Below are 19,998 nucleotides of genomic sequence, written 5' to 3' on the forward strand. Positions count from 1 at the left end.
GGAGGTCGGGGCGCGTGGGGCGTCCCGCGGGCGGCCGGCCGACGCGGCGCACCCCGGGCTCGTCGTCGTCCTCCGGGTGCTCCTCCGGCGGCTCGGGCACCGGCTCCGTCTCCGGGGGCTCCTCGACGGGGTAGACCCGCACGTACGGGGGGATGCGGGTGCCGTGGTAGGTCTCGGGCTCCTCCTCAGCCGGCTCCGACAGCGGGCCGCCGGCGACGAGCTTGTCGGGACGGTTGACGACGCGGCGGGGCCGGCGCGGCTCCACCTCGGGCTCCGCGGTCGGCGAACTGTACGGCCGGCGCCCCTTGGGCGGTTCCGGCGGCTCGTCGTCCGGGACGGGGGCGGCGAACGGCGGCATGTCCCAGGGAGAGGCCGGCGGTAAGCCCCTGGCCCGGTCGTCGGTGGGCCCTGGCGGCGAATGGCTGATCCTGGGCTCTTCAGAAGAATGCGGTTCCGACGCCCTCTCAGAACGCGGGTCGTCGTCACCCGGCGGTCGCCGTGGCGGTTCGCTGGGGCCGGAGGCCACGCGCCGTACCTCCTCGTCGAACGTGTCGTACGGGTGCTCGTCGATCAGGTCTGGTCGTCCGGACCGGATCGTGTGCGGGCATGGGAACGGTCGAAACGTCTACCTCCGGGAAACCCTCGCCGTCCCCACAGGATCCAGACCAGCATGACTCAGCCGGAATAGCGAGACCTCTCTAGCGAGATTCCCGGCACCTCACGCCTGATTTATGCAGAGACAGTGCTTATTGACCGCTTTTTGGCTAGATACAACACACCACCCATGTAGACCACGAGCTGCACCAGCGTGCCCAGCAGCGCCTGCCACGGCACCGGCACGTTCGGCTGGTCGAGGGCCTCCTCCAGGCTGCCCGCCGCCGCGCTCAGCCCGAAGGCCAGCAGGTTGTTCATGACGTGCAGCGCGATCGCCGCCTCCAGGCCCCCCGTGCGGACCGTCAGCCAGCCCATCGCCGCCCCGAACACGAACACGTCGACCAGCCCGGCCGGCTGGTATCCGTGCAACGACGCGAACAACGCCGCACCGACGAGGATCGACCAGATCGGATTGCGCACGTGCGCGCCGACCGCCTGCACGAACCAGCCGCGGAAGACGTACTCCTCGGCGGCCGCCTGGAAGGGCACCAGGAGCACGATCACGATCAGCGCCGGCAGGAAGCCCTCCCAGCCTCCCCAGCCGAACATCTCGCTGTCGTCGCCCCCCGCCGACATGACGAGCATCTGCGTGCCCTGGCCGGCCGCCAGCGCCAGGACCGCCAGCCCCGCGCAGCGCGCCATCCACGACCAGCGCAGCCGCCCGGCCACGGACGAGATCGTGCCGGGGCGGCGGCGCTGGATGAGCGCCACGGTGCCGTACACGAGCAGGATCATCGGCGCCAGCGTCATCAGCAGCACCACCAGCGAGAACACGGGATTACCCGACAGTTGCCCGCTGGGCTCCACCGTGAACGGGATGCCCGCGATCAGCGCCACCACCATGCCCGCGAAGACCACCACCACGCCGAGCGTGAAGAACCCGGCGGCGATGACGAGCGTGCCGACGATCGCCCGCCACGGATGGGACGCGGCGGTCCTCGCCAGATGGTCGTAGCGGGCCCCGCGCGGCGTAGGCAGGAACCAGGACGGGCGTGGCGGCGGATAAGGGTGGGCCGGCGGCGGCGCGCCGTACGGAAAATGGGGCCCTGGGTTCTCCTGCATCCATTCATTCTGTCCGCTTGGTGCGCAATAGTTCACAGACGGCGCGCTCTTTTAGGCGGATGCTCGGTTTGTAGGCATTCGACCCTGGGAGAAGTCCATGTCAAGGCTGGGACCTGTCATCACCCTCGCCGCGGGCGTCGTGCTCGCCGCGGGACTCGGTGTCGCCAGCATCAACGCGGCACCCGCGGCCGACAACACGGCCGCGAACACAGCAGCGGAGGCACCCTCCACGGAGGAGACGACCCCCGCGCGACAGAACGCCACCGGATCGCCCGCGACGGGGAACACCGCGGAACCGTCCGCCGCGCCCTCCCCCACCGAGCCGAAGAAGATCGCCAAAGCCGACTACGGCGGGCGCGTCAAGGGCAACGGCGGCCTCATCGCCATCTCGATCAGGAACGGCAAGGCCATCGGTTACTTCTGCGACGGCAGGACCGAGGCCTGGTTCAAGGGCAAGGAGTCGGCGGGCGAGCTGTCGCTGGCCGGCTTCGGCAGCGCCAAGGTCACGGCCGCGCTGGCAGGCGGCAAGGCCAGGGGCACGGTCGCGCTCGGCGGCAAGACGTGGAGCTTCGTCGCTCCCACGGTCGTCAAGCCGTCGGGCCTCTACCGCGCCACCGCCATCGTCAGGGGCGCCAAGCTCAGAGCCGGCTGGATCGTCCTGAAGAACCCGCAGGGCGGCTTCACGCAGGTCGGCGCCGCCGTACTCGGGGAGGAGCAGCTCGACATCCCGCGGCTGGACGGCGAGCGGCCCACCACCCCCCTGACCGTGGACGACACCACGGTGTACCCCAAGGACGTCGACGGCTTCATCGAGGAGATGTCATGACCGCCATCCACCAGCGGCCGTCCCGCAGTCTGACCCCGCTGGTCTGGCCGCTGATCGCCGGCGGGCTCGTCGTGGTCGCGCTCGGCGTCTTCGGACGCGCCCACACACCCACCGGGTTCGCGGTCGGCGTGGCCGGCTTCTCCGCCGCCCTGCCGATGAAGGTCTGGCTCACCACCGGCGCGTTCGTGCTCGCGATCGCACAGGTGGTCTCGGCCCTGTCGATGTGGGACAGGCTCGGCGTCGCCATCCCGCCCGCCGTGCACCGCTGGTCGGGCCGGATCGCGTTCCTGCTGACGATCCCCGTCGCCTTCCACTGCCTCTACGCCCTGGGCCTGCAGTACGACGTTCCGCGGGTCCTGGTGCACTCGCTGCTCGGCTGCTTCTTCTACGGGGTGTTCACCACGAAGATGCTCGCCCTGCCCAAGCGCGGCGCCCCCGGCTGGACGCTGCCGGTCCTCGGCGGGGTGGCGTTCACGGTGCTCGTGGGGCTCTGGCTGACGTCGTCGTTCTGGTTCTTCACCGCCATCGGCTTCAAGGTGTGAAGGACGTCGTACGGGTGAGTCCGGCGGCCCGCCCCTTGGCAGCCACGACGAGCGCCATCTTGCGCGAGGCCTCGTCGATCATCTCGTCACCCAGCATGACCGCGCCGCGCTTCTCGACCGAGGTGTAGTAGTCGTACGCCTCCAGGATGAGCTCGGCGTGGTCATAGTCCTCCTGCGTGGGCGAGAACACCGCGTTGGCCGCGTCGACCTGGGAGGGATGCAGCACCCACTTGCCGTCGAACCCGAGCGCCGCCGCCCGGCGGGCCACCTTCTCGAAGCCCTCGACGTCCTTGATCTGCAGGTAAGGGCCGTCGATCACCTGCAGGTCGTGCATCCGCGCCGCCATGAGCAGGCGCATGAGGATGTAGTGGTAGGCGTCGCCCTCGACGTAGCCGGGCGGCTGCTCGCCGACGACGAGCGTCCGCATGTTGATCGAGGCCATGAAGTCGGCGGGGCCGAACACGAGCGTCTCCAGCCGCCGCGACGAGCCCGCGACGGCGTCGACGTTGACCAGCCCGCGGGCGTTCTCGATCTGCGCCTCGATGCCGATGCGGCCCACTTCGTGACCCATGGCCTGCTCGATCTGGGTGAGCAGCGTGTCGAGCCAGACGACGTCGGTGGGCTCCTGGACCTTGGGCAGCATCAGGCAGTCGACGAACTCCCCCGCCCCCTCGACGACCTCGATCACGTCGCGGTAGGCCCACTGCGTGGTGAGGTCGTTGACCCTGACCACCCGTGTCTTGCCCGACCAGTCGCCCTCGCGCAGCGCGGTCACGATGTTCTTTCGCGCCTCCTGCTTGGCCGCCGGGGCGACGGAGTCCTCCAGGTCGAGGAAGACCTCGTCGACGGGCAGGGTCTGGGCCTTGTCGAGAAAGCGGGGGTTGCTGCCGGGCACGGCGAGCACCGAACGACGGGAACGCATGCGCACACGGTACTCGTCCCCGGCCCCGGCCCGGCCGTACAGTCGGAGCTGTGAGCGACAACACCTCCGCGATCGAAGAGGGCGCGAAGAAGTCGGGCATCCTCTGGCTCACCCTCGATCGCCCGCGCCTGGCCTGGCACGCCTGGCACGACGGCTCGATCTACGTGGTGACGGGAGGTGAGGAGCAGCAGCTGCCCGGTCTCGACGCCCTCGACCGGGTGCACGTCACGCTGCGCAGCAAGGACAACGGCGCCAGGCTGGTGGAGTTCGACGCCGCGGTGTCGGTCGTCGACCAGGCCGCGGCCGGTGACGCCATGGCGGCGCTGGCGAAGGAGCGGCTCAACGCCCGCGACAGTGAGCACCTCGCCGAGCGCTGGGCCCGCGAATGCACCGTCGTGCGCCTCACCCCGGAGCGGTGACCTCGGCCGGCTCCCCGGCGACGGGTCCCGGCCCCGCCGCTGACTGGGCCGCTGGCTGGGCCGCTGGCTGGACCGGTGGCTGGACCGAGGCGGTTGCGGTCTGGGCGAGCAGCGCGCCCGAGAGCACGATCAGCCCGCCCACGATCTGGAACACGCCGAGCGTCTCCCCGACCAGCGCCCAGGCCAGCACCGCGCCCGCGATGACCTCCAGGGACGCGACGGTGGCGCCGACGGCGGCGGACAACCGGCGCACGGCGTACATGCTCACGATGTACGCGACCGAGGTGCCGACGACCGCCATGCACAGGTAGGCCCCGAGCACCGGGAGCGTGACGGCGCCCTCCGGCGTGGCGGAGACGGTGAAGGCCTCCCAGGGGATGTTCCAGGGCCGGGAGAACGGGAGCAGCAGGACGGCCGCGCCCAGCAGGCCCCAGGCGATCAGGCCGAGAGGGTCGATGTCGTCGCCAAAGCCATCGCACATCAGGAAATATCCGGCGCAACACGCTCCGGCCAGCAGCCCGAGCAGCAGTCCCAGCGCGTCGATCCGCAACCCCTGCCAGGCCTCGACGACGATCGCGAGGCCCGCGATGGCCACGACCGCGCCGACGTACGCCGCCCCGGCGAGCCTGACCCTGCGCACGACCCGCACCCACGCCACCACCATCACCGGCGCCATGAACTCCAGCAGCAGCGCCACCCCCACCGGCAACCGGGTGATGGCCACGAAGTACAACGACTGCACCCCCGCCACGCCCATGACCGCGTAGAGACCGAGGAACGGCAGCTTCGAGGACGGGATCCGCAGCGCGCGGGGCCTCACCACGGCCAGCACGGCCACGAGCAGCAGGCCTGCCCCCGCCATTCGCGTCCAGACGGCCTCCATCGGCTCCAGCCCGGCCTCGATGAGGTATTTGGCCATCGGCCCGGCGAACGCGAAACACCACGATCCCACGAACGCGAGCGCCAGCCCCGCATACCTCATCGCACACCACCTGACCAGTAATGACCGTTAAGCGGGTTTGATACTGACACGTCCGGGGTCCGGGGCGCAACGGGAACACCCTGTTAGCCTGGCCACGTGCAGATCTTCGTGGGCCGGCTGCAAGGCACCCCGGTCTTCGATCCCGCGGGCGACCAGATCGGCCGGGTACGGGACGTCGTGGCGGGCCTGCGCCTCACCCGCCGGCCGGCCGTGCACGGTTTCGTGGTCGAGGTGCAGCCGCGCCGCCGCGTGTTCCTGCCCATCACCCGCGTCCGCCGCATAGAGGCCGGCGCCGTGGTCTTCACCGGCAGGCTCAACATGCGCAGGTTCGAGCAGCGGGCCACGGAGACGCTCGTCATCGGCGAGATGCTCGACCTCGCCGTGTCCTACGACGACCGGCAGATGACCGTCTACGACGTGGCCATGGAAGAGGTCAGGCCGTCCACGTGGGAGATCACCAAGATCGCACTCCACCGGGGCCGCCGGCGCGACCTGCGCATCGTCGACTGGGACGAGGTGTCCGGGTTCGACACGCTGCAGAAGGACCAGGGGGCCGCCGGCCTGATCACCGCGTTCGAGTCGCTGCGGGCCGCCGACATGGCCAGCGCGCTGCACGGGCTGCCGGGCAAGCGCCGCATCGAGATCGCCCGCGCTCTCAGCGACGAGCGGCTGGCCGACGTGCTCGAAGAGCTCCCGCCCGACGACCAGATCGGCATCGTCGGCACGCTGGAGCCCGAACGAGCCGCCGTCGTGCTGGAGGAGATGGGGCCCGACGACGCCGCCGACCTGCTGCACGACCTGCCGCAGGAGCAGGCGGCCAGGCTGCTGGCGCTGATGGAGCCGGATGAGGCCGCCCCGGTGCGGCGCCTGCTCAGCTACCCGGTCGACAGCGCGGGCGGCGTGATGACCAGCGAGCCCGTGATCCTGCCTCCCACCTCCACGGTGGCCGAGGCCCTCGCCCACATCCGCCAGCAGGACCTCACCCCGGCCGTCGCGGCGCAGGTATACGTCACCAGACCGCCCACGGAGACGCCGACGGGCACCTATCTGGGCGTCTCGCACTTCCAGCGGCTGCTGCGCGAGCCGCCGTCCACGCTCCTCGGCGGCGTGCTCGACCCCTCGATCGACCCCATCAAACCGGAGTTCACGCTGCACGAGGTCACCTCCTACCTGGCCAACTACAACCTGGTCGCCGCGCCCGTCGTCGACGAGTTCGGCCGGCTGGTCGGCGCGGTGACCGTCGACGACGTGCTCGACCACCTGCTTCCCGAGGACTGGCGCGAAGGGGCCGACCATGACGTCTGAACGCCTCGACCAGCCCCGCGACCTGCGGCGGTCGTTGCGTCCGCACTATGACCCCGAGGCGTTCGGGCGGCTGTCGGAGCGCATCGCCCGTTTCCTCGGCACCGCCCGGTTCATCGTCTACATGACCGTCTTCGTGACGACCTGGGTGATCTGGAACGTCGCCGCGCCCGAGCACCTGAAGTTCGACCCCTATCCGTTCATCTTCCTCACGCTGATGTTGTCGCTGCAGGCCAGCTACGCCGCGCCGCTGATCCTGCTGGCCCAGAACCGCCAGGACGACCGCGACCGCATCCAGTACGAGCAGGACCGCGAGAGCGCCGAGCGCAACCAGGCGGAGATCGAATATCTGACCCGGGAGATCGCCGGGTTGCGCCTGGCGCTGAACGAGGTGGCCACCCGCGACTATCTGCGCTCCGAGCTCGGACACCTCCTGGAGGAGCTCAGGGAGCGCCGGTGATGTCGAGCTTGGCGAGCATCGAGCGCACCTGGCCGATATCGTCGGGGCCCAGCATGTCGAGGAACTGCGTCCTGATGCCGCGCAGGTAGGTCGGCGTCGCCTCCGCCAGCCTGGACGCGCCGCGCTCGGTCAGCACCGCGAACAACCCGCGCGCGTCGTCGGCGCACGCCTCGCGCGCCACCAGGCCGTCGCGCTGCAACCGGTCGATGAGCCTGGTCAGCCCGCTGCGGGACAACAGCACGCGGCCGGCCAGATCGTTCATGCGCAGCCGCCGCTCCGGCGCCTCGGCCAACTGCATGAGCACGTCGTACGACGCCAGCGGCAGGTCATGGGCGACCAGCAACTCCGCCTCCAGGTGGCGGGTGATGCGCACCTGGGCCCGCTGCAGCATCCGCCAGACCGCCAACTCGTCGACGGTGAGGCCCTCGTGGCGCAGAAGAGTCACGGAGTAACCTTAGGACGTTGTTGCACGAACATCTAACAGCTCGGATTAACTCAGCGAGGCCTCCGGTTCATACGATGGAGGGGCATCCTCACTGGCGTCCAGCGCCTGTCACACATATACCGACAAAGGAGGGACGGCACTCCCTCGTGCCGAGACTTCGATGGCACTAACCCAGGAAAACGTGACGGCCGCTCTCGCCACCGTCATCGACCCCGAGATCCGTCGCCCGATCACTGACCTCGGCATGGTCAAGAGCATCGAGATCGCTCCGGGCGGCGCCGTGCACGTCGGCGTCTACCTCACCGTGGCCGGCTGTCCGATGAAGGACACCATCAGCCGCGACGTGAAGAACGCCGTCGCCAAGCTCGACGGCGTGACGGACGTGCAGCTCGAGCTCGACGTGATGAGCACCGAGCAACGCAAGGCCCTGCAGACCAAACTGCGCGGCGACCGGGGCCCGGAGAAGGAGATCCCCTTCAACCAGCCGGGCTCGCTGACCCGCGTCTTCGCGGTGGCCAGCGGCAAGGGCGGCGTCGGCAAGTCGTCCGTCACCGTCAACCTGGCCGCCTCCATGACCGCGAGCGGACTCAAGGTCGGCATCGTCGACGCCGACATCTACGGCCACAGCGTGCCCCGCATGCTGGGCGCCGCCGAACGGCCCACCAAGGTCGAAGACATGATCATGCCGCCGGTGGCCCACGACATCAAGGTCATCTCGGTCGGCATGTTCAAACCGGAGGGCAACACGCCGGTGGTGTGGCGCGGGCCGATGCTCGACCGGGCTCTGCACCAGTTCCTCGCCGACGTCTACTGGGGCGACCTCGACGTGCTCCTGCTCGACCTGCCCCCGGGCACCGGCGACATCGCCATCTCGGTGGCGCAGCGGCTGCCGTCGGCCGAGATCCTGGTCGTGACGACGCCCCAGATGGCCGCCGCCGAGGTGGCCGAGCGCGCCGGCTCGATCGCCGCCCAGACGCACCAGCAGATCGCCGGCGTCATCGAGAACATGGCGTGGCTGCCGTGCCCCCACTGCGACGAGCGCATCGCGGTGTTCGGCGAGGGCGGCGGCCAGACCGTCGCCGACGCGCTGACCCGCACCCTCGGCGCCAGGGTGCCGCTGCTCGGTCAGGTGCCGATCGACCTGCGGCTGCGGGAGGGCAGCGACGAGGGCAAGCCTCTGGTGCTGACCGACCCCGACTCACCCGCCGCCACGGAGCTGCGCTCGATCGCAGGAGCGCTCAGCAAGCGCTCCTCCAGTCTCAAGGGCCTCCAACTGGGGCTGGCACCCCGCGGCTGACCCGTCCCGCGCGCACGCTCGCCGCCAGCCCGCGTCGCGCGCGGACCGGCGGCGTGCGGCCCACGTCAGGAAACGGGCGTCAGGTGGCTTCGGAGTCGTAAGGGGGGATCTCGCCGTAGCCGAGCTCGTCCACCAGGTCGGGCGTGGCGGGGGCCGTGGTGGCCGGTTCGAGCTCGCGCGGCTTGTTGTAGTCGTCCTCGATGTCGTCGAGGAGATGCTTCCTGACGAACGTACGGGGGTTGAGGTCGGCCGGGTCGAAGTTCGAGAACTCCGGGCCCAGCCCCGCGCGCAGGTCGTCACGCGCGTTGGTGGCCATGCGCCGCAGGTTGCGCAGCGTCCGGCCCGCCTGCGAGGCGGCCTGAGGCAGTTTGTCGGGGCCGAAGACGAGCAGCGCGAGCACGATCAGCGCTGCGACTTCCCACCACCCAAGTCCGAACACCGTGAGCTCCTACCGCAGTCCAACCTCTCCGAGGACAACCCCGGCCTATCCACAGACTAAGGGCTCTCCGGCCTAGGTCGGTCGCCGCCCTATGGTCATTTTCACCGCAAAAGCCCCTGCCCACCGGGCCACCGCGCGCGGAGCGCGGGCCGCTTCGACCACGCGGACGGCCCGGCCCGGTTCGTCACGGCGGCGCGGCGGGGAAGCCGGTGAGCGTCACCCTGGAAGGCCGGTCACGCACGACGGCGGGTGGGGGCGGGTCGGCTGTGCCGTACAAGATCCTGATTTTTCGAGTGAAATCAGGACGGACTGGGCGCGGGCTGGTCATCGGCCTCGACGGTGAGGGTGGCGCGCTGTTCCTGGCCGGCGCGCTGGAACTTGATGTCGATCGTGGAGCCGGGCGCCTTGCTGCGGATCAGCGCGATCAGCTCGTTGCCGTCCTGCAGCGCCAGCCCGTCGATCTCCAGGATCACGTCGCCCGCCTTCAGCCCGGCCTTGCCCGCCGGTCCGTCGGCGTCGACCGGCTGCTGGCCGCTGACCGGCTCGGAGGCGATGCGTACGCCCTGGCCCTTGTAGTCGCGGTCGAGAAGGATGCCGATCTTGGGGCGCTTGGCCCTGCCGGTGGTGATGAGCTCTTCGGCGACGCGCCGCGTCTGGTTGACGGGGATCGCGAAGCCGAGGCCGATGCTGCCGCTCTGGCTGTTGAGCGAGCGGCTGAGGGTGGCGATCGCCGAGTTGACGCCGACGACCTCGCCGCGGCCGTTGACGAGCGGCCCGCCGGAGTTGCCGGGGTTGATGGCGGCGTCGGTCTGGATCGCGCTGATGTAGGCGGTCTCCTCGGAACTGGCGCCGGTGTCGTCGCCGGCGATGACCGGCCGGTTGAGCGAGCTGACGATGCCGGTCGTGACCGTGCCGGTCAGGCCCAGCGGGGAGCCGACGGCGATCACGGGGTCACCGACGACCACCTGGTCGGAGTTGCCCAGAGTGATCTCGGGCGTGCCGAACGTGTCCTCGGGCTTGATGACGGCCAGGTCGGAGCCGGGGTCACGGCCGACGATGCGGGCCGTGGTGGTCTTGCGGTTGTTGAACATGATGCGGATCTCGCCGCCCTTGGCGGCCGGGGCGACCACGTGGTTGTTGGTCACCACGTAACCGTTCTTGATCAGGAAACCGGAGCCCGAGGCGCCGTCGGTGGCCATGCCGTTGCCGGCCTCGATGGACACCACGCTCGGGAGCACCCGCGTGGCCACGCCCGCCACCGAGTCGGGCGCCCGGTCGGTGGCGCCGGTCGGCACCGGGCCCAGGCTGTAGCCGGGGTCGTTGTCGCTGGCCGGCTTGGTGAGCAGGTAGGTGCCGACGCTGCCGAGCAGCGAGGCCACCAGGGCGATGGCGACGGCGGTCGAGATGAGGAAGCCGGTGCTGGGGATGCGGCGCGGCCTGCTGACGTGGCTGTGCGCGCCCGATGGAGGCGGCGCCCAGCCCGCGCCCATGCCGAGTGCCTGACGCGGGGGCGGGGGTGGTGGCGTGCCGCCGAAGGGAGGGCCGCCGAAGGGCGGCGCTTCGTACGCCCGCGTGCCGCCGTCAGGACGGCCGTAGCCGCCTCCACCGCCGGGACGGCCATCTGGACGGCCGTAACCGCTCTCACCCCCGTCAGGGCGGCCGAAGGCGAGGTTCTCCTGTGTGCCGCTCTCGGCGAGCCCGAAGAACGGACCGTCGTGGGAGCGCGAGTCGCGGTCGGGCGGCGCGCCTTCGTAGGAGCGTGAGTCGCCCTCGGGCGGCGGGCCATCGTAGGGGCGCGAACCCGGCTCGGGCGGCGGAGCTTCATGGCTGCGGGCGTCCGGGTCGGGCGGACCGAACGAGGGCGCGCTGAGCCGTGACCCGCTCTGGCCGCGGTCGTCAGGAGCGGACCCGCCCTCGGCGGGCGATTCGCCGGCCGAGCGGTCGTACGGTGGCGTTCCGGAACCCTCGGAGCGGCCCGACGGGTCACCCCAGGAGGCGCCGAACGAGGCGGGCGGCTCGGGCCGCCTGCTTTCGTACTCGGACGCATCTTCCGCGGGCAGGAAGTCCGGCCGCCCCTGTGGCTCAGGGTAGTCCGACGTCGTGCGTCCTTCGTTGGGGCGCGTCTCGTCGGTCATCTAAGTCTCACCACTCCTTGGCTCGGCCACCGCAATCCTCGCTTGTGCGGCATACGAGGGTCATAAAGCCTTTGTCATGAATCGCTCGTGACAAATCCCGAACCCAGATCGTATGCCCCACGCGTCGTTGACTACGCCACCCCGAGTATCCCAGGCATGGCGCCGGCTCAAGGTGTGGCGGTGGGGGGAGCACTCGTCGGCGAGTTGCGATCGGGCTGCTGGAAGAGCTCGACCGGGGGCGCGGGGTTGCTCTGGCCCACGCCGGTCGCCGCGAAGAACGTGCCGAGCGCGACGGCGGCGGAGACCACCCCGACCGCCACGTAGGTCGAGCGCCGCCTACCACCGCGCCCAGGGCCCGTGGCCCCACCAGCGGCGTCCCGGCGCGGGCGGTTGTCCAGAGGCGCGATGCTGTGCGGCCCAGGGATGGGCACCCCGCCGAAGGTGCGTGTGGGGAAAGGGCGCTCCCTCGGGGGCAGTGGCCCTCCCGGCTCCGCCATCCGGAGCAGGGACATCGTCAGGTCGGCGGGCATCGACGGATCGTCGAGCGAACGCAGGCGCGACTTCAGCGCCCGCACCGACTCGACCTCTCGACGACAGTCAGCGCAGAAGGTCAGATGAGCAAGCGCACGCTCGCGGTCGGCGTGGTTGAGCTCCCCGTCGACGAGCGCGGATACGCGTTCTCCAAGATGAGCCATATCAGTTTTCCTCCCCACGGATCACGGTCGGGGGGAGTTGAGAGTTACGGGGGGCCCGATGGTCGAGCGCCTCCCGCAACTGCGCCCGGCCACGGTGAATGCGGCTTCGGACCGTGCCCAGCTTGACGCCGAGCGTGGCCGCGATCTCTTCATAGGACAGGCCCTCGATGTCACAGAGCACGATCGCGGCCCGGAACTCCGGGGCGAGCGCGTCGAGGGCGGCCTGGATGTCGGGCTCCAGATGCGCGTCGTCCAGCGCCTGCGCGGGAGACGGCTCACGGCCGCGCAACCGCTCGGCGGCGTCGTCGGCCAGCCCCTCGAACCTGATGCGCTGCTTGCGGCGCGCCATGTCGAGGAACAGGTTGGTCGTGATCCGGTGCAGCCACCCCTCGAAGGTGCCGGGGGTGTAGCTCGACAGCGACCTGAAAACCCGGACGAAGACCTCCTGCGTCAGGTCTTCCGCGTCGTGGACATTGCCGGTCAGCCGGTATGCCAGCCGATACACGCGTGCGGAGTGCGTCCGCACCACTTCCTCCCACGTGGGAGGAGTCCAGTCAGACGACACCGGAGTATCTGTCTGGTGGTCGCTTTCGTCCACCAGAACTCCTCTCTCTGGGACCACCGCTACCGCCATAGTGCCTGGTTTCGTCCCTTCGTGCGCACTGCCTGCCTTCCGGACCGGCAAAGCCCGTTTAAACCTGCAACGCCTCAGGTCCCTCCTGAGTTCCCGTCCCGGCGTGTCTCCCATAGGCTGCGATCGGCACCAATCACGTGTATGACCTTTTGCGACAATCGCACGAAAGTGGGGGGAGGCGGCCGATGACCACTCCGGTGGAGGCCACTCTGGCCTATGCGGAGCAGTTCCATCACGAGGATGAGATCGTGCACGCTGCGCGGCAGCGCGGGCTGGAGATGGGTGCCACGCCCATCCTTCCCGGCGGCGGGGCGGCCTTGTGTTTCCTGGCGACCGCGGTCAACGCCAAGTCCGTCGTCGAGGTCGGCACGGGCTGCGGCGTCTCGGGCCTGTGGCTGCTGCGCGGCATGCGCTCGGACGGCACGCTGACGAGTGTCGACGTCGAGCCCGAGCACCAGCGGCTCGCCCGGCAGGCGTTCGCCGAGGCGGGCTTCTCCGGCGGGCGGGTACGCCTCATCTCGGGCCGGGCGCTCGATGTGCTGCCACGGCTGTCGGACGGCGGCTATGACATGGTGTTCGCCGACGGCGCCAAACACGAGTACGCCGACTACCTCTCCGAGGCGGTCCGGCTGCTGCGCGTGGGCGGCATCGTGGCCTTCGACAACATGTTGTGGCACAACCGGGTGGCCGACCCGGCGCAGCGCGACCCCGACACGGTGACGCTGCGCGAGGTGGGCAAGCTGGTGCAGTCGGACGAGAGGCTCCGCTCGGTGCTGATGCCGCTGGGCGACGGCCTGCTCGCCGCCGTCAAGATCGCCGACTGACCCGCCCGCTGCCGCGTACGTCCACGTGCCTCTCCCGACGCACGCGCCGGCTGCGCGCGCGGGCCCGGCCGGCCGGGCACCCGGCCGCCACGGGCGCATACGCTCCGGCAAGGCACGCGCCCGTCACATGCGCGTGCCCTTCCCGGCAAGCGCCCGTCAGATGCGCGTGAGCCATTCGAGGAGCGCGCGCACGCCGAACCCCGTGGCGCCCTTGCTGAGCGTGCCCTCGTCGACGGTGCTGCGTCCGACGCCGGCGATGTCGAGGTGCGCCCACGGCCGCTCCCCGGCGAACTCCCGCAGGAACAACGCCGCCGTGATCGACCCCGCGCCGAACTTCGAGCCGGACTCGACGTTGCTGAGGTCGGCGATCGGCGACTTCAGCGCGGCCGCGTAGTCCTCGACCAGCGGCATGCGCCAGAGCCGGTCGTCGGTGGTCTGGCCGGCGTCGACGAGCTGCCTGGCCAGCGCGTCGTCGGAGGAGTAGACGGCGCCGACATTGCGCCCGAGCGCCACCGTGATCGCCCCGGTGAGCGTGGCGACGTCGACCACCGCGTCGGGGTCGAGGACGACGTCGGCGTAGGCCAGGGCGTCGGCCAGCACCAGGCGCCCCTCGGCGTCGGTGTTGAGCACCTCGACGGTACGGCCGCCGTAGTGCTTGATGACGTCGCTGGGCCGCTGCGCCGTGCCCGACGGCATGTTCTCGGCGGCCGCGACCAGGCCGGTGACGCGTACGGGCGCGCCCAGCCGGGTGAGCGCGCCGAGCACGGCGATCACGGCCGCGCCGCCCGCCATGTCGGTCTTCTGGGTCTTCATGTTGTCCGTCGGCTTCAGCGACAGCCCGCCGGAGTCGAACGTGATGCCCTTGCCCACCAGCACCACGTGCCGGTCGTAGGGCCCGTCGGGCGTGTAGGAGAGCTGGATGAGCCGCGGGGGGCTGGCCGAGCCGCGCCCCACGGCGAGGATGCCGCCGAAGCCCTCTGCCTGGAGGCGCTCTTCGTCCCACACCTTGACCGGCACGCCGGTGTCGGCGGCCCGTTCGGCGAGCCAGGCGGGGTTCTTCACCGAGGACGGCGTGTTGGCCAGGTCGCGCGCGAGCGCCACCGCCTGGGCGACGACCTGCGCGCGGCGTACCTGAGCCTCGTCGGCCCCCGCGAACGCGAGCGTCCGCACGGCCGGCTTGCCCGCCTTGCCGATCCTGTACGAGTACGCCGCCAGCAGCGCCGCCTCGACGAACGCCGTCACGTCGCCGCCGGGCGTCACCACGGTCAGCGTGTCCTTGCCCTTGACCTTGCGCGTCAGCGCGGCGCCGGCCCTGCGCAGCGCCCGCGGCGAACGGTCACCGACGCCGTAGAGCAGCACGCGGCCCACACCGTCGCCCCGTGCCACCGGGACCTCGACGACCTCGCCCGCCTCTCCCTTGGCCTCGTAGTGTTCCAGCAGGTCGGGCACGGGCAGGTGCAGCTCGACCGGGTGCGCTGGGCTGAGGTCAGAGGCGTAGGGGACGGCCAGCAGCTCGGGCTCGCCGGGGGCCTCGGCGACCACCGACGCAGTGGTCTCAATGGGCACGGGATCTCTCCTCGGACGTCAGCGACCCTGGCGCCGGATATCGCCAGGGTCGTAGAACAAAAGGTGTCTCTCGGGGGCGCTCAGCCGACGACGTTCTTCAACGCCTCGCCGAGCGCCTTGGCCTCGTCGGCGGAAATCTCCACGACTAGCCGGCCGCCACCTTCCAGGGGGACCCGCATGACAATGCCGCGCCCTTCCTTGGTGACCTCGAGCGGACCATCGCCGGTCCGCGGCTTCATCGCCGCCATGCGTGTTTCCCTTCCTGCCTTGGGCTCCCGCGGCCCGCGATTTCCGACCGCCCGTCGGGGGTGGTCGGCGCATTCACGTCTTCTGTGATGTCCTATTCTCCCGCATCGAGAGCGCTCATGGGTAACGATCTCCTCCCAGAATGCGTTGTCGAGGTCGGCGATCGCGTCCAAACTGGACTTCGTGCACGCTCGCGCCGCTCTGTTCGACCTCTATGGAGACCACCTGCGCTCACGCGGTGGGCAAGCCTCCGTGGCCGCCCTCGTACGCCTCATGAAACCCCTGGAAATCGCCGCTCCCGCAGTGCGTACGGCGGTTTCGCGCATGGTGCGGCAGGGCTGGCTGCAGCCCGTCAGGCTCCCTCAGGGCCCCGGCTACGGGCTGACGCCGAAGTGCGTCAGGCGTCTGGACGAGGCGGCGCTGAGAATTTACCGAGCCGGAACGCTGACCTGGCACGGCAGATGGCATCTGATCGTTTTCGGACCGGTCAAGGACCGCCCTCGAAGGGAGCGGCTGCGCGCCGACCTGACGTTCCTGGGCTACGCCGCGCTGTCCGAGACGGCCTGGATCGGGCCGCGCTCGTCGATCGAGCTGGACAACCTGCTGGAGAGCGAGGGCGTACGAGCCGACAGGTTCGACTCGGCGCTGGAGGGTGACCCCCGCGAGCTGGTCGCCAGGGCGTGGGATCTGACCGCCATCGGCGAGGCGTACACACATTGGCTGGCCGAGGCTGACACGCTGATCAGCGGGCTCCCGGAGGGGGCATCGGCCGCCCAGGTGTTCGCCACCAGGAGCAGGCTCGTGCACGGCTGGCGCAACTTCCTGTTCCGCGACCCGGGGCTGCCGCCCGAGCTGCTGCCCGCCGGCTGGCCGGGCGAGAAGGCCAGGATCTACTTCGAGCAGGAAGCCGCCCGGCTGCTGCCCGCAGCCGCCGCGTTCGTCGACAGGGAGTTGACTTGATCCGCTATGACGTGGCCGACGCCGTCGCCACCATCACCCTCGACCGCCCCGACGCGATGAACTCGCTGACCGCCGAGACCAAACAGGCCCTGCTCGACGCGCTCCGCGGGGCGGCGGACGACCCCGCGGTGAGGGCCGTCCTGCTCACCGGCTCCGGACGGGCGTTCTGCGCGGGCCAGGACCTGCGTGAGCACGCCGCCAACCTGGAGGCGGGCCACGGCCTGGCCGACACCGTGCGCGCGCACTACAACCCGATCGTGGAGCTCATCACCACCATGGGAAAGCCGGTGGTGGCCGCCGTCAACGGCGTCGCGGCGGGCGCGGGCGCGTCCATCGCCTTCGCCTGCGACCTGCGGGTGGCGTCCGAGAAGGCCAAGTTCGCGCTGGCGTTCGCGGGCATCGGGCTGGCGCCCGACTCGGGCGCGTCGTGGACGCTGCAGCGGCTGGTCGGCCGGGGCAGGGCCGCCGAGCTGATGTTGCTCGGCGAGCCCGTCGACGCGGCCCGCGCGCTGGAGCTGGGGCTCGTCACGCGCGTGGTCCCCCCTGACGACGTGCTGAAGACCGCACGGGAGCTCGCCGGGGCGCTGGCGCAGGGCCCGACGGTGGCGTACGCCGCCACCAAGCGGGCGCTGGCCTACGCCGCGACGCACGCGCTGCCCGACTCGCTGGCCCTGGAGGCCGACCTCCAGGACGCGTGCGCCGCCTCCCAGGACCACCGGAACGCGACGAGAGCCTTCGTCGCCAAGGAGCGCCCCACGTTCGAGGGCAGGTGACGGGGCCCTCAGGCCGGCCGGCGTGAGCGTGCCAGGCAACCCTCGATGTGGTCGTCGACCAGGCCGATGGCCTGCATCAGCGCGTAGGCCGTGGTCGGGCCGACGAACCTGAACCCGTGCCTCTTCAGCTCCTTGGCCAGCGCCTTGGAGCCGGGCGTCGAAGCGGGCACGTCGGCCATCGTCCTCGGCACCGGCGCGTCGGGCTCGGCGAAGCGCCACACCAGCTCCGAAAGCCCCTCCGGAAGGCCGAGCGCGGCCCTGGCGTTGCCGACCGCGGCTTCGATCTTTGCCCGGTTGCGGACGATGCCGGGGTCGCCGAGCAGCCGTTCGACGTCCTGCTCGGTGTACGCGGCGACCTTGACGATCGAGAAGCCGTCGAAGGCGGCGCGGAAGTTCTCCCTCTTGCGCAGGATCGTCAGCCACGACAGGCCCGACTGGAACGCTTCCAGCGCCACACGCTCGAAGACCGCGTCGTCACCGTTGACCGGGCGGCCCCACTCCTCGTCGTGATAGGCGAGGTACATCGGGTCCGCCATGCCCGGCCACGTGCACCTGATCGGCTCGGTCACGGTCGTTCGTCCCCCGGCGTGGATTGCGCGGGCGCCTCCCCGCGCGCCTCCCCACCGTCCTTCTCGACCGTTGCCTCGACCGGGCGGGGCGCCGGCTCGCCGTCACCGCTCGCACCGTGTGCTTCGTCCTCGGTCACGCTCTCCGGCCGGTCCGCTTGCTCGCCGTCCCGCTGCCCGTCCAGGACCTCGTCCGCGTCAGGGGCGGCGGGTGCGGGCATCGTGCCGGTGGCGCCGTTGGAGGTCTGCTCGACGGCGGCGTCGCGCGGAGGGACCCGCCACTGCGCGTGGTGCCCGTCGCCGTCGTCGCCCCAGGGCCCTCCGCCGGGCAGCGGGTCGCCCGACTCGGGAAGCTCCCTGTACGCGGCCGGAGCCTGCGGAGCGTGGTCGGTGCGCAGCCCCGAGCCCGGGACGGCGTGGGTCTCCTGCCGCGCGTACAGCCGGCTCGACAGCAGCTCGGAGACGCGCTGCTCCAGCACCGCGATCCGCGAGTCACGGGCGCTTATCGCGCCGGCGGCCCTGCGCAGGGTCTCGTCGACGCTCTGCGTGTGGTAGCCCACCAGGTTGACCGGCAACTGGAGCGCCATGAAGTCGACCGCCGTCAGCTGCCCGGGCTCGGGCAGGTCGAGGGGCGGCACGTCCGGCGGGAACTCGGTCAGCTCACCGCCCCTGCCAAGGGAGACCAAGACCACGCATGCCAGGATGGCGATGGCGGCGATGGCGAGTACGACCAGCACATTGGCATCGTACTCATACGGCGGAGCTCGTTCAGCATCAGCGCAAGCAGCCCAATCCGGTCAGCCGGTCGCCTCGCCGAGTTCGGCGACGCTGGGCCGTACGGGCTGCGAACGCGCTTCGAGGTGGGCGAACGCCTCCTCCACGGTGGTCGTCCAGGAGATCGCGTCGAAGACGTCGGCCCTGGTGAAGCCCTGGTCGTACATGCCGCCGACGAGGGCTCTGAGCGGTTCGTACAGGCCCCAGGGGTCGAGGATCACCAGGGGACGGTCGTGGATGCCGAGCACCCGCGCGGTCCAGATCTCGAAGAGCTCCTCCAGCGTGCCGATGCCTCCGGGAAGCACGAGGAAGGCGTCGGAGCGGACGTCCATGACGCCTTTGCGCTCGCGCATGTCGTTGGTGACGATCAGTTCGTCGGAGTCTTCGTCGGCCACCTCGATGTCCACAAGGACCTGCGGGATCACGCCGACCGTCCGTCCGCCCCCGGCCCTGGTGGCCGAGGTGACCGCGCCCATGCAGGAGACGGTGGCGCCACCGCTCACCAGCGTGTGGCCACGCTTGGCGAGCTGGATGCCGACCTGCCGGGCCAGCTCGATGTATTTCTGGTCGATTCGCATGCTGGAGGCACAGAAGACGCAGATGTTCACAAGGGGCCAGCCTATTGGGGCTCGGCGGGCTGGGCGGCGGCGGACGCCAGTTCTTCGTCCTGCTGCTGCGAGCGTGCCCGGTCGGCGTCCACGATGATGCGCACGGCCTCGTCGACGTCGTCGGTGACGGTGATCAGGTCGAGGTCCTGGGGAGCGATCTTCGCGGTGCCGAGCAGGGTGGTCTTGATCCAGTCGACCAGCCCGCCCCAGAACTCGGTGCCCACCAGCACCACGGGGAAGGAGGTGACCTTGCGCGTCTGCACCAGCGTGAGCGCCTCGAACAGCTCGTCGAGCGTGCCGAAGCCGCCGGGCAGGGCGATGAAGCCGCAGGAGTACTTGACGAACATCGTCTTGCGCACGAAGAAGTAGCGGAACTCGATGCCGAGGTCGACGTAGTCGTTCATGCGCTGCTCGAACGGCAGCTCGATGCCGAGCCCGACCGACACTGCTCCGTCGACGTCGCGCGCGCCCCGGTTGGCCGCCTCCATGACGCCCGGCCCGCCGCCGGTGATGACGGCGTAACCCGCCTCCGCCAGCGCCCTGCCGAGCCGGCGCCCCTGCTCGTAGTCGAGGGAATCCTCGCCGGTGCGCGCGGAGCCGAAGACCGTGACCGCCGGGGGCAGCTCGGCGAGCTGGCCGAATCCCTCCACGAACTCGGCCTGGATGCGCAGCACCCGCCATGGATCCATGTGCACCCAGTCGGAGGATCCCTGGCGTGCGAGCAGCCGCTGGTCGTGCGTGGAGGTGGGGACGAAGCGGCCGCGGACGACGGCCTGCCCGTGACGGCGTTCCCGGCGTGACTTTTCCATGCGGGTCACGCTAGTCGCCTTCGGACACCGCCAGTTCCACCTTCACCCGCCTGCCGGG

Annotated in this window: 23 protein-coding genes and 1 pseudogene; 9 read left to right on the top strand and 15 right to left on the bottom strand. The window is 70.7% G+C overall.

All coding sequences use genetic code 11. The annotated features are described in order from the left end of the window. A pseudogene (locus E1267_RS25970) lies at nt 1–358 on the bottom strand (hypothetical protein); the annotation flags it as partial. Between the two features lie 371 nt (nt 359–729). Continuing rightward, entirely contained in the window at nt 730–1,716 is a 987-nt protein-coding gene (locus E1267_RS25975; RefSeq protein ID WP_132335879.1) for a CPBP family intramembrane glutamic endopeptidase, read from the bottom strand. Nucleotides 1,717–1,813: 97 nt separating this feature from the next. Between E1267_RS25975 and E1267_RS25980 the strand changes: the two genes are divergently transcribed. Then, a complete protein-coding gene (locus E1267_RS25980; RefSeq protein ID WP_132335881.1) occupies nt 1,814–2,542 on the top strand; it encodes a hypothetical protein in 729 nt (242 codons plus the stop codon). Then, complete coding sequence (locus E1267_RS25985; RefSeq protein WP_132335883.1) at nt 2,539–3,084, top strand: DUF6529 family protein; 546 nt, start codon at nt 2,539–2,541, stop codon at nt 3,082–3,084. The genes E1267_RS25980 and E1267_RS25985 overlap by 4 nt, the downstream gene beginning before the upstream one ends. Here the strand turns inward: E1267_RS25985 and E1267_RS25990 are convergent. Further along, a complete protein-coding gene (locus E1267_RS25990) occupies nt 3,074–4,006 on the bottom strand; it encodes an HpcH/HpaI aldolase/citrate lyase family protein (RefSeq protein WP_132335885.1) in 933 nt (310 codons plus the stop codon). The two genes, E1267_RS25985 and E1267_RS25990, sit on opposite strands and share 11 nt — an antisense overlap. A gap of 50 nt (nt 4,007–4,056) precedes the next feature. Between E1267_RS25990 and E1267_RS25995 the strand changes: the two genes are divergently transcribed. Next, entirely contained in the window at nt 4,057–4,425 is a 369-nt protein-coding gene (locus E1267_RS25995; protein WP_132335887.1) for a hypothetical protein, read from the top strand. On the opposite strand, the gene E1267_RS26000 is transcribed toward E1267_RS25995, so the two are convergent. Further along, entirely contained in the window at nt 4,409–5,407 is a 999-nt protein-coding gene (locus E1267_RS26000; RefSeq protein WP_132335889.1) for an EamA family transporter, read from the bottom strand. The two genes, E1267_RS25995 and E1267_RS26000, sit on opposite strands and share 17 nt — an antisense overlap. Nucleotides 5,408–5,503: 96 nt before the next feature. Between E1267_RS26000 and E1267_RS26005 the strand changes: the two genes are divergently transcribed. Both E1267_RS26005 and E1267_RS26010 read left to right on the top strand, forming a co-directional pair. Then, complete coding sequence (locus E1267_RS26005; RefSeq protein WP_425465094.1) at nt 5,504–6,712, top strand: magnesium transporter MgtE N-terminal domain-containing protein; 1,209 nt, start codon at nt 5,504–5,506, stop codon at nt 6,710–6,712. After that, entirely contained in the window at nt 6,702–7,169 is a 468-nt protein-coding gene (locus E1267_RS26010; RefSeq protein WP_132335891.1) for a DUF1003 domain-containing protein, read from the top strand. The genes E1267_RS26005 and E1267_RS26010 overlap by 11 nt, the downstream gene beginning before the upstream one ends. On the opposite strand, the gene E1267_RS26015 is transcribed toward E1267_RS26010, so the two are convergent. Beyond that, nucleotides 7,153–7,614: a MarR family winged helix-turn-helix transcriptional regulator gene (locus E1267_RS26015; RefSeq protein ID WP_246064262.1), complete on the bottom strand. Its 462-nt coding sequence runs from the start codon at nt 7,612–7,614 to the stop codon at nt 7,153–7,155. The genes E1267_RS26010 and E1267_RS26015 overlap by 17 nt on opposite strands. A 160-nt stretch (nt 7,615–7,774) precedes the next feature. On the opposite strand from E1267_RS26015, the gene E1267_RS26020 reads away from it, so the two are divergent. Further along, nucleotides 7,775–8,911, top strand: coding sequence for an Mrp/NBP35 family ATP-binding protein (locus E1267_RS26020; RefSeq protein ID WP_132335893.1), 1,137 nt, complete (start codon nt 7,775–7,777; stop codon nt 8,909–8,911). A gap of 79 nt (nt 8,912–8,990) precedes the next feature. Here the strand turns inward: E1267_RS26020 and E1267_RS26025 are convergent, their stop codons facing one another. The 4 genes from E1267_RS26025 to sigE form a co-directional block, all read right to left on the bottom strand. Beyond that, entirely contained in the window at nt 8,991–9,350 is a 360-nt protein-coding gene (locus E1267_RS26025; protein WP_132335895.1) for a sec-independent translocase, read from the bottom strand. A gap of 299 nt (nt 9,351–9,649) precedes the next feature. Next, nucleotides 9,650–11,485, bottom strand: coding sequence for a S1C family serine protease (locus E1267_RS26030; protein ID WP_132335897.1), 1,836 nt, complete (start codon nt 11,483–11,485; stop codon nt 9,650–9,652). Between the two features lie 167 nt (nt 11,486–11,652). Then, nucleotides 11,653–12,180, bottom strand: a complete 528-nt coding sequence (locus tag E1267_RS26035; RefSeq protein WP_132335899.1) for an anti-sigma factor family protein — start codon at nt 12,178–12,180, stop codon at nt 11,653–11,655. A gap of 1 nt (nt 12,181) precedes the next feature. Further along, nucleotides 12,182–12,814: an RNA polymerase sigma factor SigE gene (gene sigE, locus E1267_RS26040; protein ID WP_132335901.1), complete on the bottom strand. Its 633-nt coding sequence runs from the start codon at nt 12,812–12,814 to the stop codon at nt 12,182–12,184. A 185-nt stretch (nt 12,815–12,999) separates the two neighbouring features. Here sigE and E1267_RS26045 point away from each other — a divergent pair, with 185 nt between their 5' ends. Beyond that, the gene (locus E1267_RS26045) at nt 13,000–13,638 is read left to right on the top strand and encodes an O-methyltransferase (RefSeq protein ID WP_132335903.1); all 639 of its coding nucleotides are present in this window, start codon (nt 13,000–13,002) and stop codon (nt 13,636–13,638) included. A 156-nt stretch (nt 13,639–13,794) separates the two neighbouring features. Here E1267_RS26045 and E1267_RS26050 read toward each other — a convergent pair whose 3' ends face one another. Beyond that, on the bottom strand, nt 13,795–15,204 hold the full coding sequence (locus E1267_RS26050) for a leucyl aminopeptidase (protein ID WP_132335905.1): 1,410 nt from the start codon (nt 15,202–15,204) through the stop codon (nt 13,795–13,797). 80 nt (nt 15,205–15,284) lie between these two features. After that, nucleotides 15,285–15,452, bottom strand: a complete 168-nt coding sequence (locus E1267_RS26055; protein ID WP_020545024.1) for a DUF3117 domain-containing protein — start codon at nt 15,450–15,452, stop codon at nt 15,285–15,287. A 181-nt stretch (nt 15,453–15,633) separates the two neighbouring features. On the opposite strand from E1267_RS26055, the gene E1267_RS26060 reads away from it, so the two are divergent. Together E1267_RS26060 and E1267_RS26065 are read left to right on the top strand one after the other, a co-directional pair. Further along, complete coding sequence (locus E1267_RS26060; RefSeq protein ID WP_132335907.1) at nt 15,634–16,410, top strand: PaaX family transcriptional regulator; 777 nt, start codon at nt 15,634–15,636, stop codon at nt 16,408–16,410. Then, entirely contained in the window at nt 16,407–17,183 is a 777-nt protein-coding gene (locus E1267_RS26065; RefSeq protein ID WP_132335909.1) for an enoyl-CoA hydratase-related protein, read from the top strand. Before E1267_RS26060 ends, E1267_RS26065 begins: the two co-directional genes overlap by 4 nt. An 8-nt stretch (nt 17,184–17,191) precedes the next feature. Here E1267_RS26065 and E1267_RS26070 read toward each other — a convergent pair whose 3' ends face one another. The 4 genes from E1267_RS26070 to E1267_RS26085 are packed head-to-tail and all read right to left on the bottom strand — an operon-like array spanning nt 17,192 to nt 19,940. Then, complete coding sequence (locus tag E1267_RS26070; RefSeq protein WP_132335911.1) at nt 17,192–17,752, bottom strand: DNA-3-methyladenine glycosylase I; 561 nt, start codon at nt 17,750–17,752, stop codon at nt 17,192–17,194. Further along, the gene (locus E1267_RS26075) at nt 17,749–18,486 is read right to left on the bottom strand and encodes a hypothetical protein (RefSeq protein ID WP_132335913.1); all 738 of its coding nucleotides are present in this window, start codon (nt 18,484–18,486) and stop codon (nt 17,749–17,751) included. The genes E1267_RS26070 and E1267_RS26075 overlap by 4 nt, the downstream gene beginning before the upstream one ends. 60 nt (nt 18,487–18,546) lie before the next feature. Continuing rightward, entirely contained in the window at nt 18,547–19,131 is a 585-nt protein-coding gene (locus tag E1267_RS26080; protein ID WP_132335915.1) for an LOG family protein, read from the bottom strand. Between the two features lie 11 nt (nt 19,132–19,142). Next, the gene (locus tag E1267_RS26085; RefSeq protein ID WP_132335917.1) at nt 19,143–19,940 is read right to left on the bottom strand and encodes an LOG family protein; all 798 of its coding nucleotides are present in this window, start codon (nt 19,938–19,940) and stop codon (nt 19,143–19,145) included. Between the last annotated feature and the right edge of the window lie 58 nt (nt 19,941–19,998).

Source organism: Nonomuraea longispora (assembly GCF_004348345.1).
Taxonomy (GTDB): Bacteria; Actinomycetota; Actinomycetes; order Streptosporangiales; family Streptosporangiaceae; genus Nonomuraea; species Nonomuraea longispora.

What these genes read in the sequence shown, in the direction of transcription:
- E1267_RS25975 (WP_132335879.1), bottom strand. Translation starts at nt 1,716, where the DNA reads ATGCAGGAGAACCCAGGGCCCCATTTTCCGTACGGCGCGCCGCCGCCG.
- E1267_RS25985 (WP_132335883.1), top strand. Translation starts at nt 2,539, where the DNA reads ATGACCGCCATCCACCAGCGGCCGTCCCGCAGTCTGACCCCGCTGGTC.
- E1267_RS26000 (WP_132335889.1), bottom strand. Translation starts at nt 5,407, where the DNA reads ATGAGGTATGCGGGGCTGGCGCTCGCGTTCGTGGGATCGTGGTGTTTC.
- E1267_RS26055 (WP_020545024.1), bottom strand. Translation starts at nt 15,452, where the DNA reads ATGGCGGCGATGAAGCCGCGGACCGGCGATGGTCCGCTCGAGGTCACC.
- E1267_RS25980 (WP_132335881.1), top strand. Translation starts at nt 1,814, where the DNA reads ATGTCAAGGCTGGGACCTGTCATCACCCTCGCCGCGGGCGTCGTGCTC.
- E1267_RS26045 (WP_132335903.1), top strand. Translation starts at nt 13,000, where the DNA reads ATGACCACTCCGGTGGAGGCCACTCTGGCCTATGCGGAGCAGTTCCAT.
- E1267_RS26030 (WP_132335897.1), bottom strand. Translation starts at nt 11,485, where the DNA reads ATGACCGACGAGACGCGCCCCAACGAAGGACGCACGACGTCGGACTAC.
- E1267_RS26085 (WP_132335917.1), bottom strand. Translation starts at nt 19,940, where the DNA reads ATGGAAAAGTCACGCCGGGAACGCCGTCACGGGCAGGCCGTCGTCCGC.
- E1267_RS25990 (WP_132335885.1), bottom strand. Translation starts at nt 4,006, where the DNA reads ATGCGTTCCCGTCGTTCGGTGCTCGCCGTGCCCGGCAGCAACCCCCGC.
- E1267_RS26020 (WP_132335893.1), top strand. Translation starts at nt 7,775, where the DNA reads ATGGCACTAACCCAGGAAAACGTGACGGCCGCTCTCGCCACCGTCATC.
- sigE (WP_132335901.1), bottom strand. Translation starts at nt 12,814, where the DNA reads ATGGCGGTAGCGGTGGTCCCAGAGAGAGGAGTTCTGGTGGACGAAAGC.
- E1267_RS26010 (WP_132335891.1), top strand. Translation starts at nt 6,702, where the DNA reads ATGACGTCTGAACGCCTCGACCAGCCCCGCGACCTGCGGCGGTCGTTG.
- E1267_RS26035 (WP_132335899.1), bottom strand. Translation starts at nt 12,180, where the DNA reads ATGGCTCATCTTGGAGAACGCGTATCCGCGCTCGTCGACGGGGAGCTC.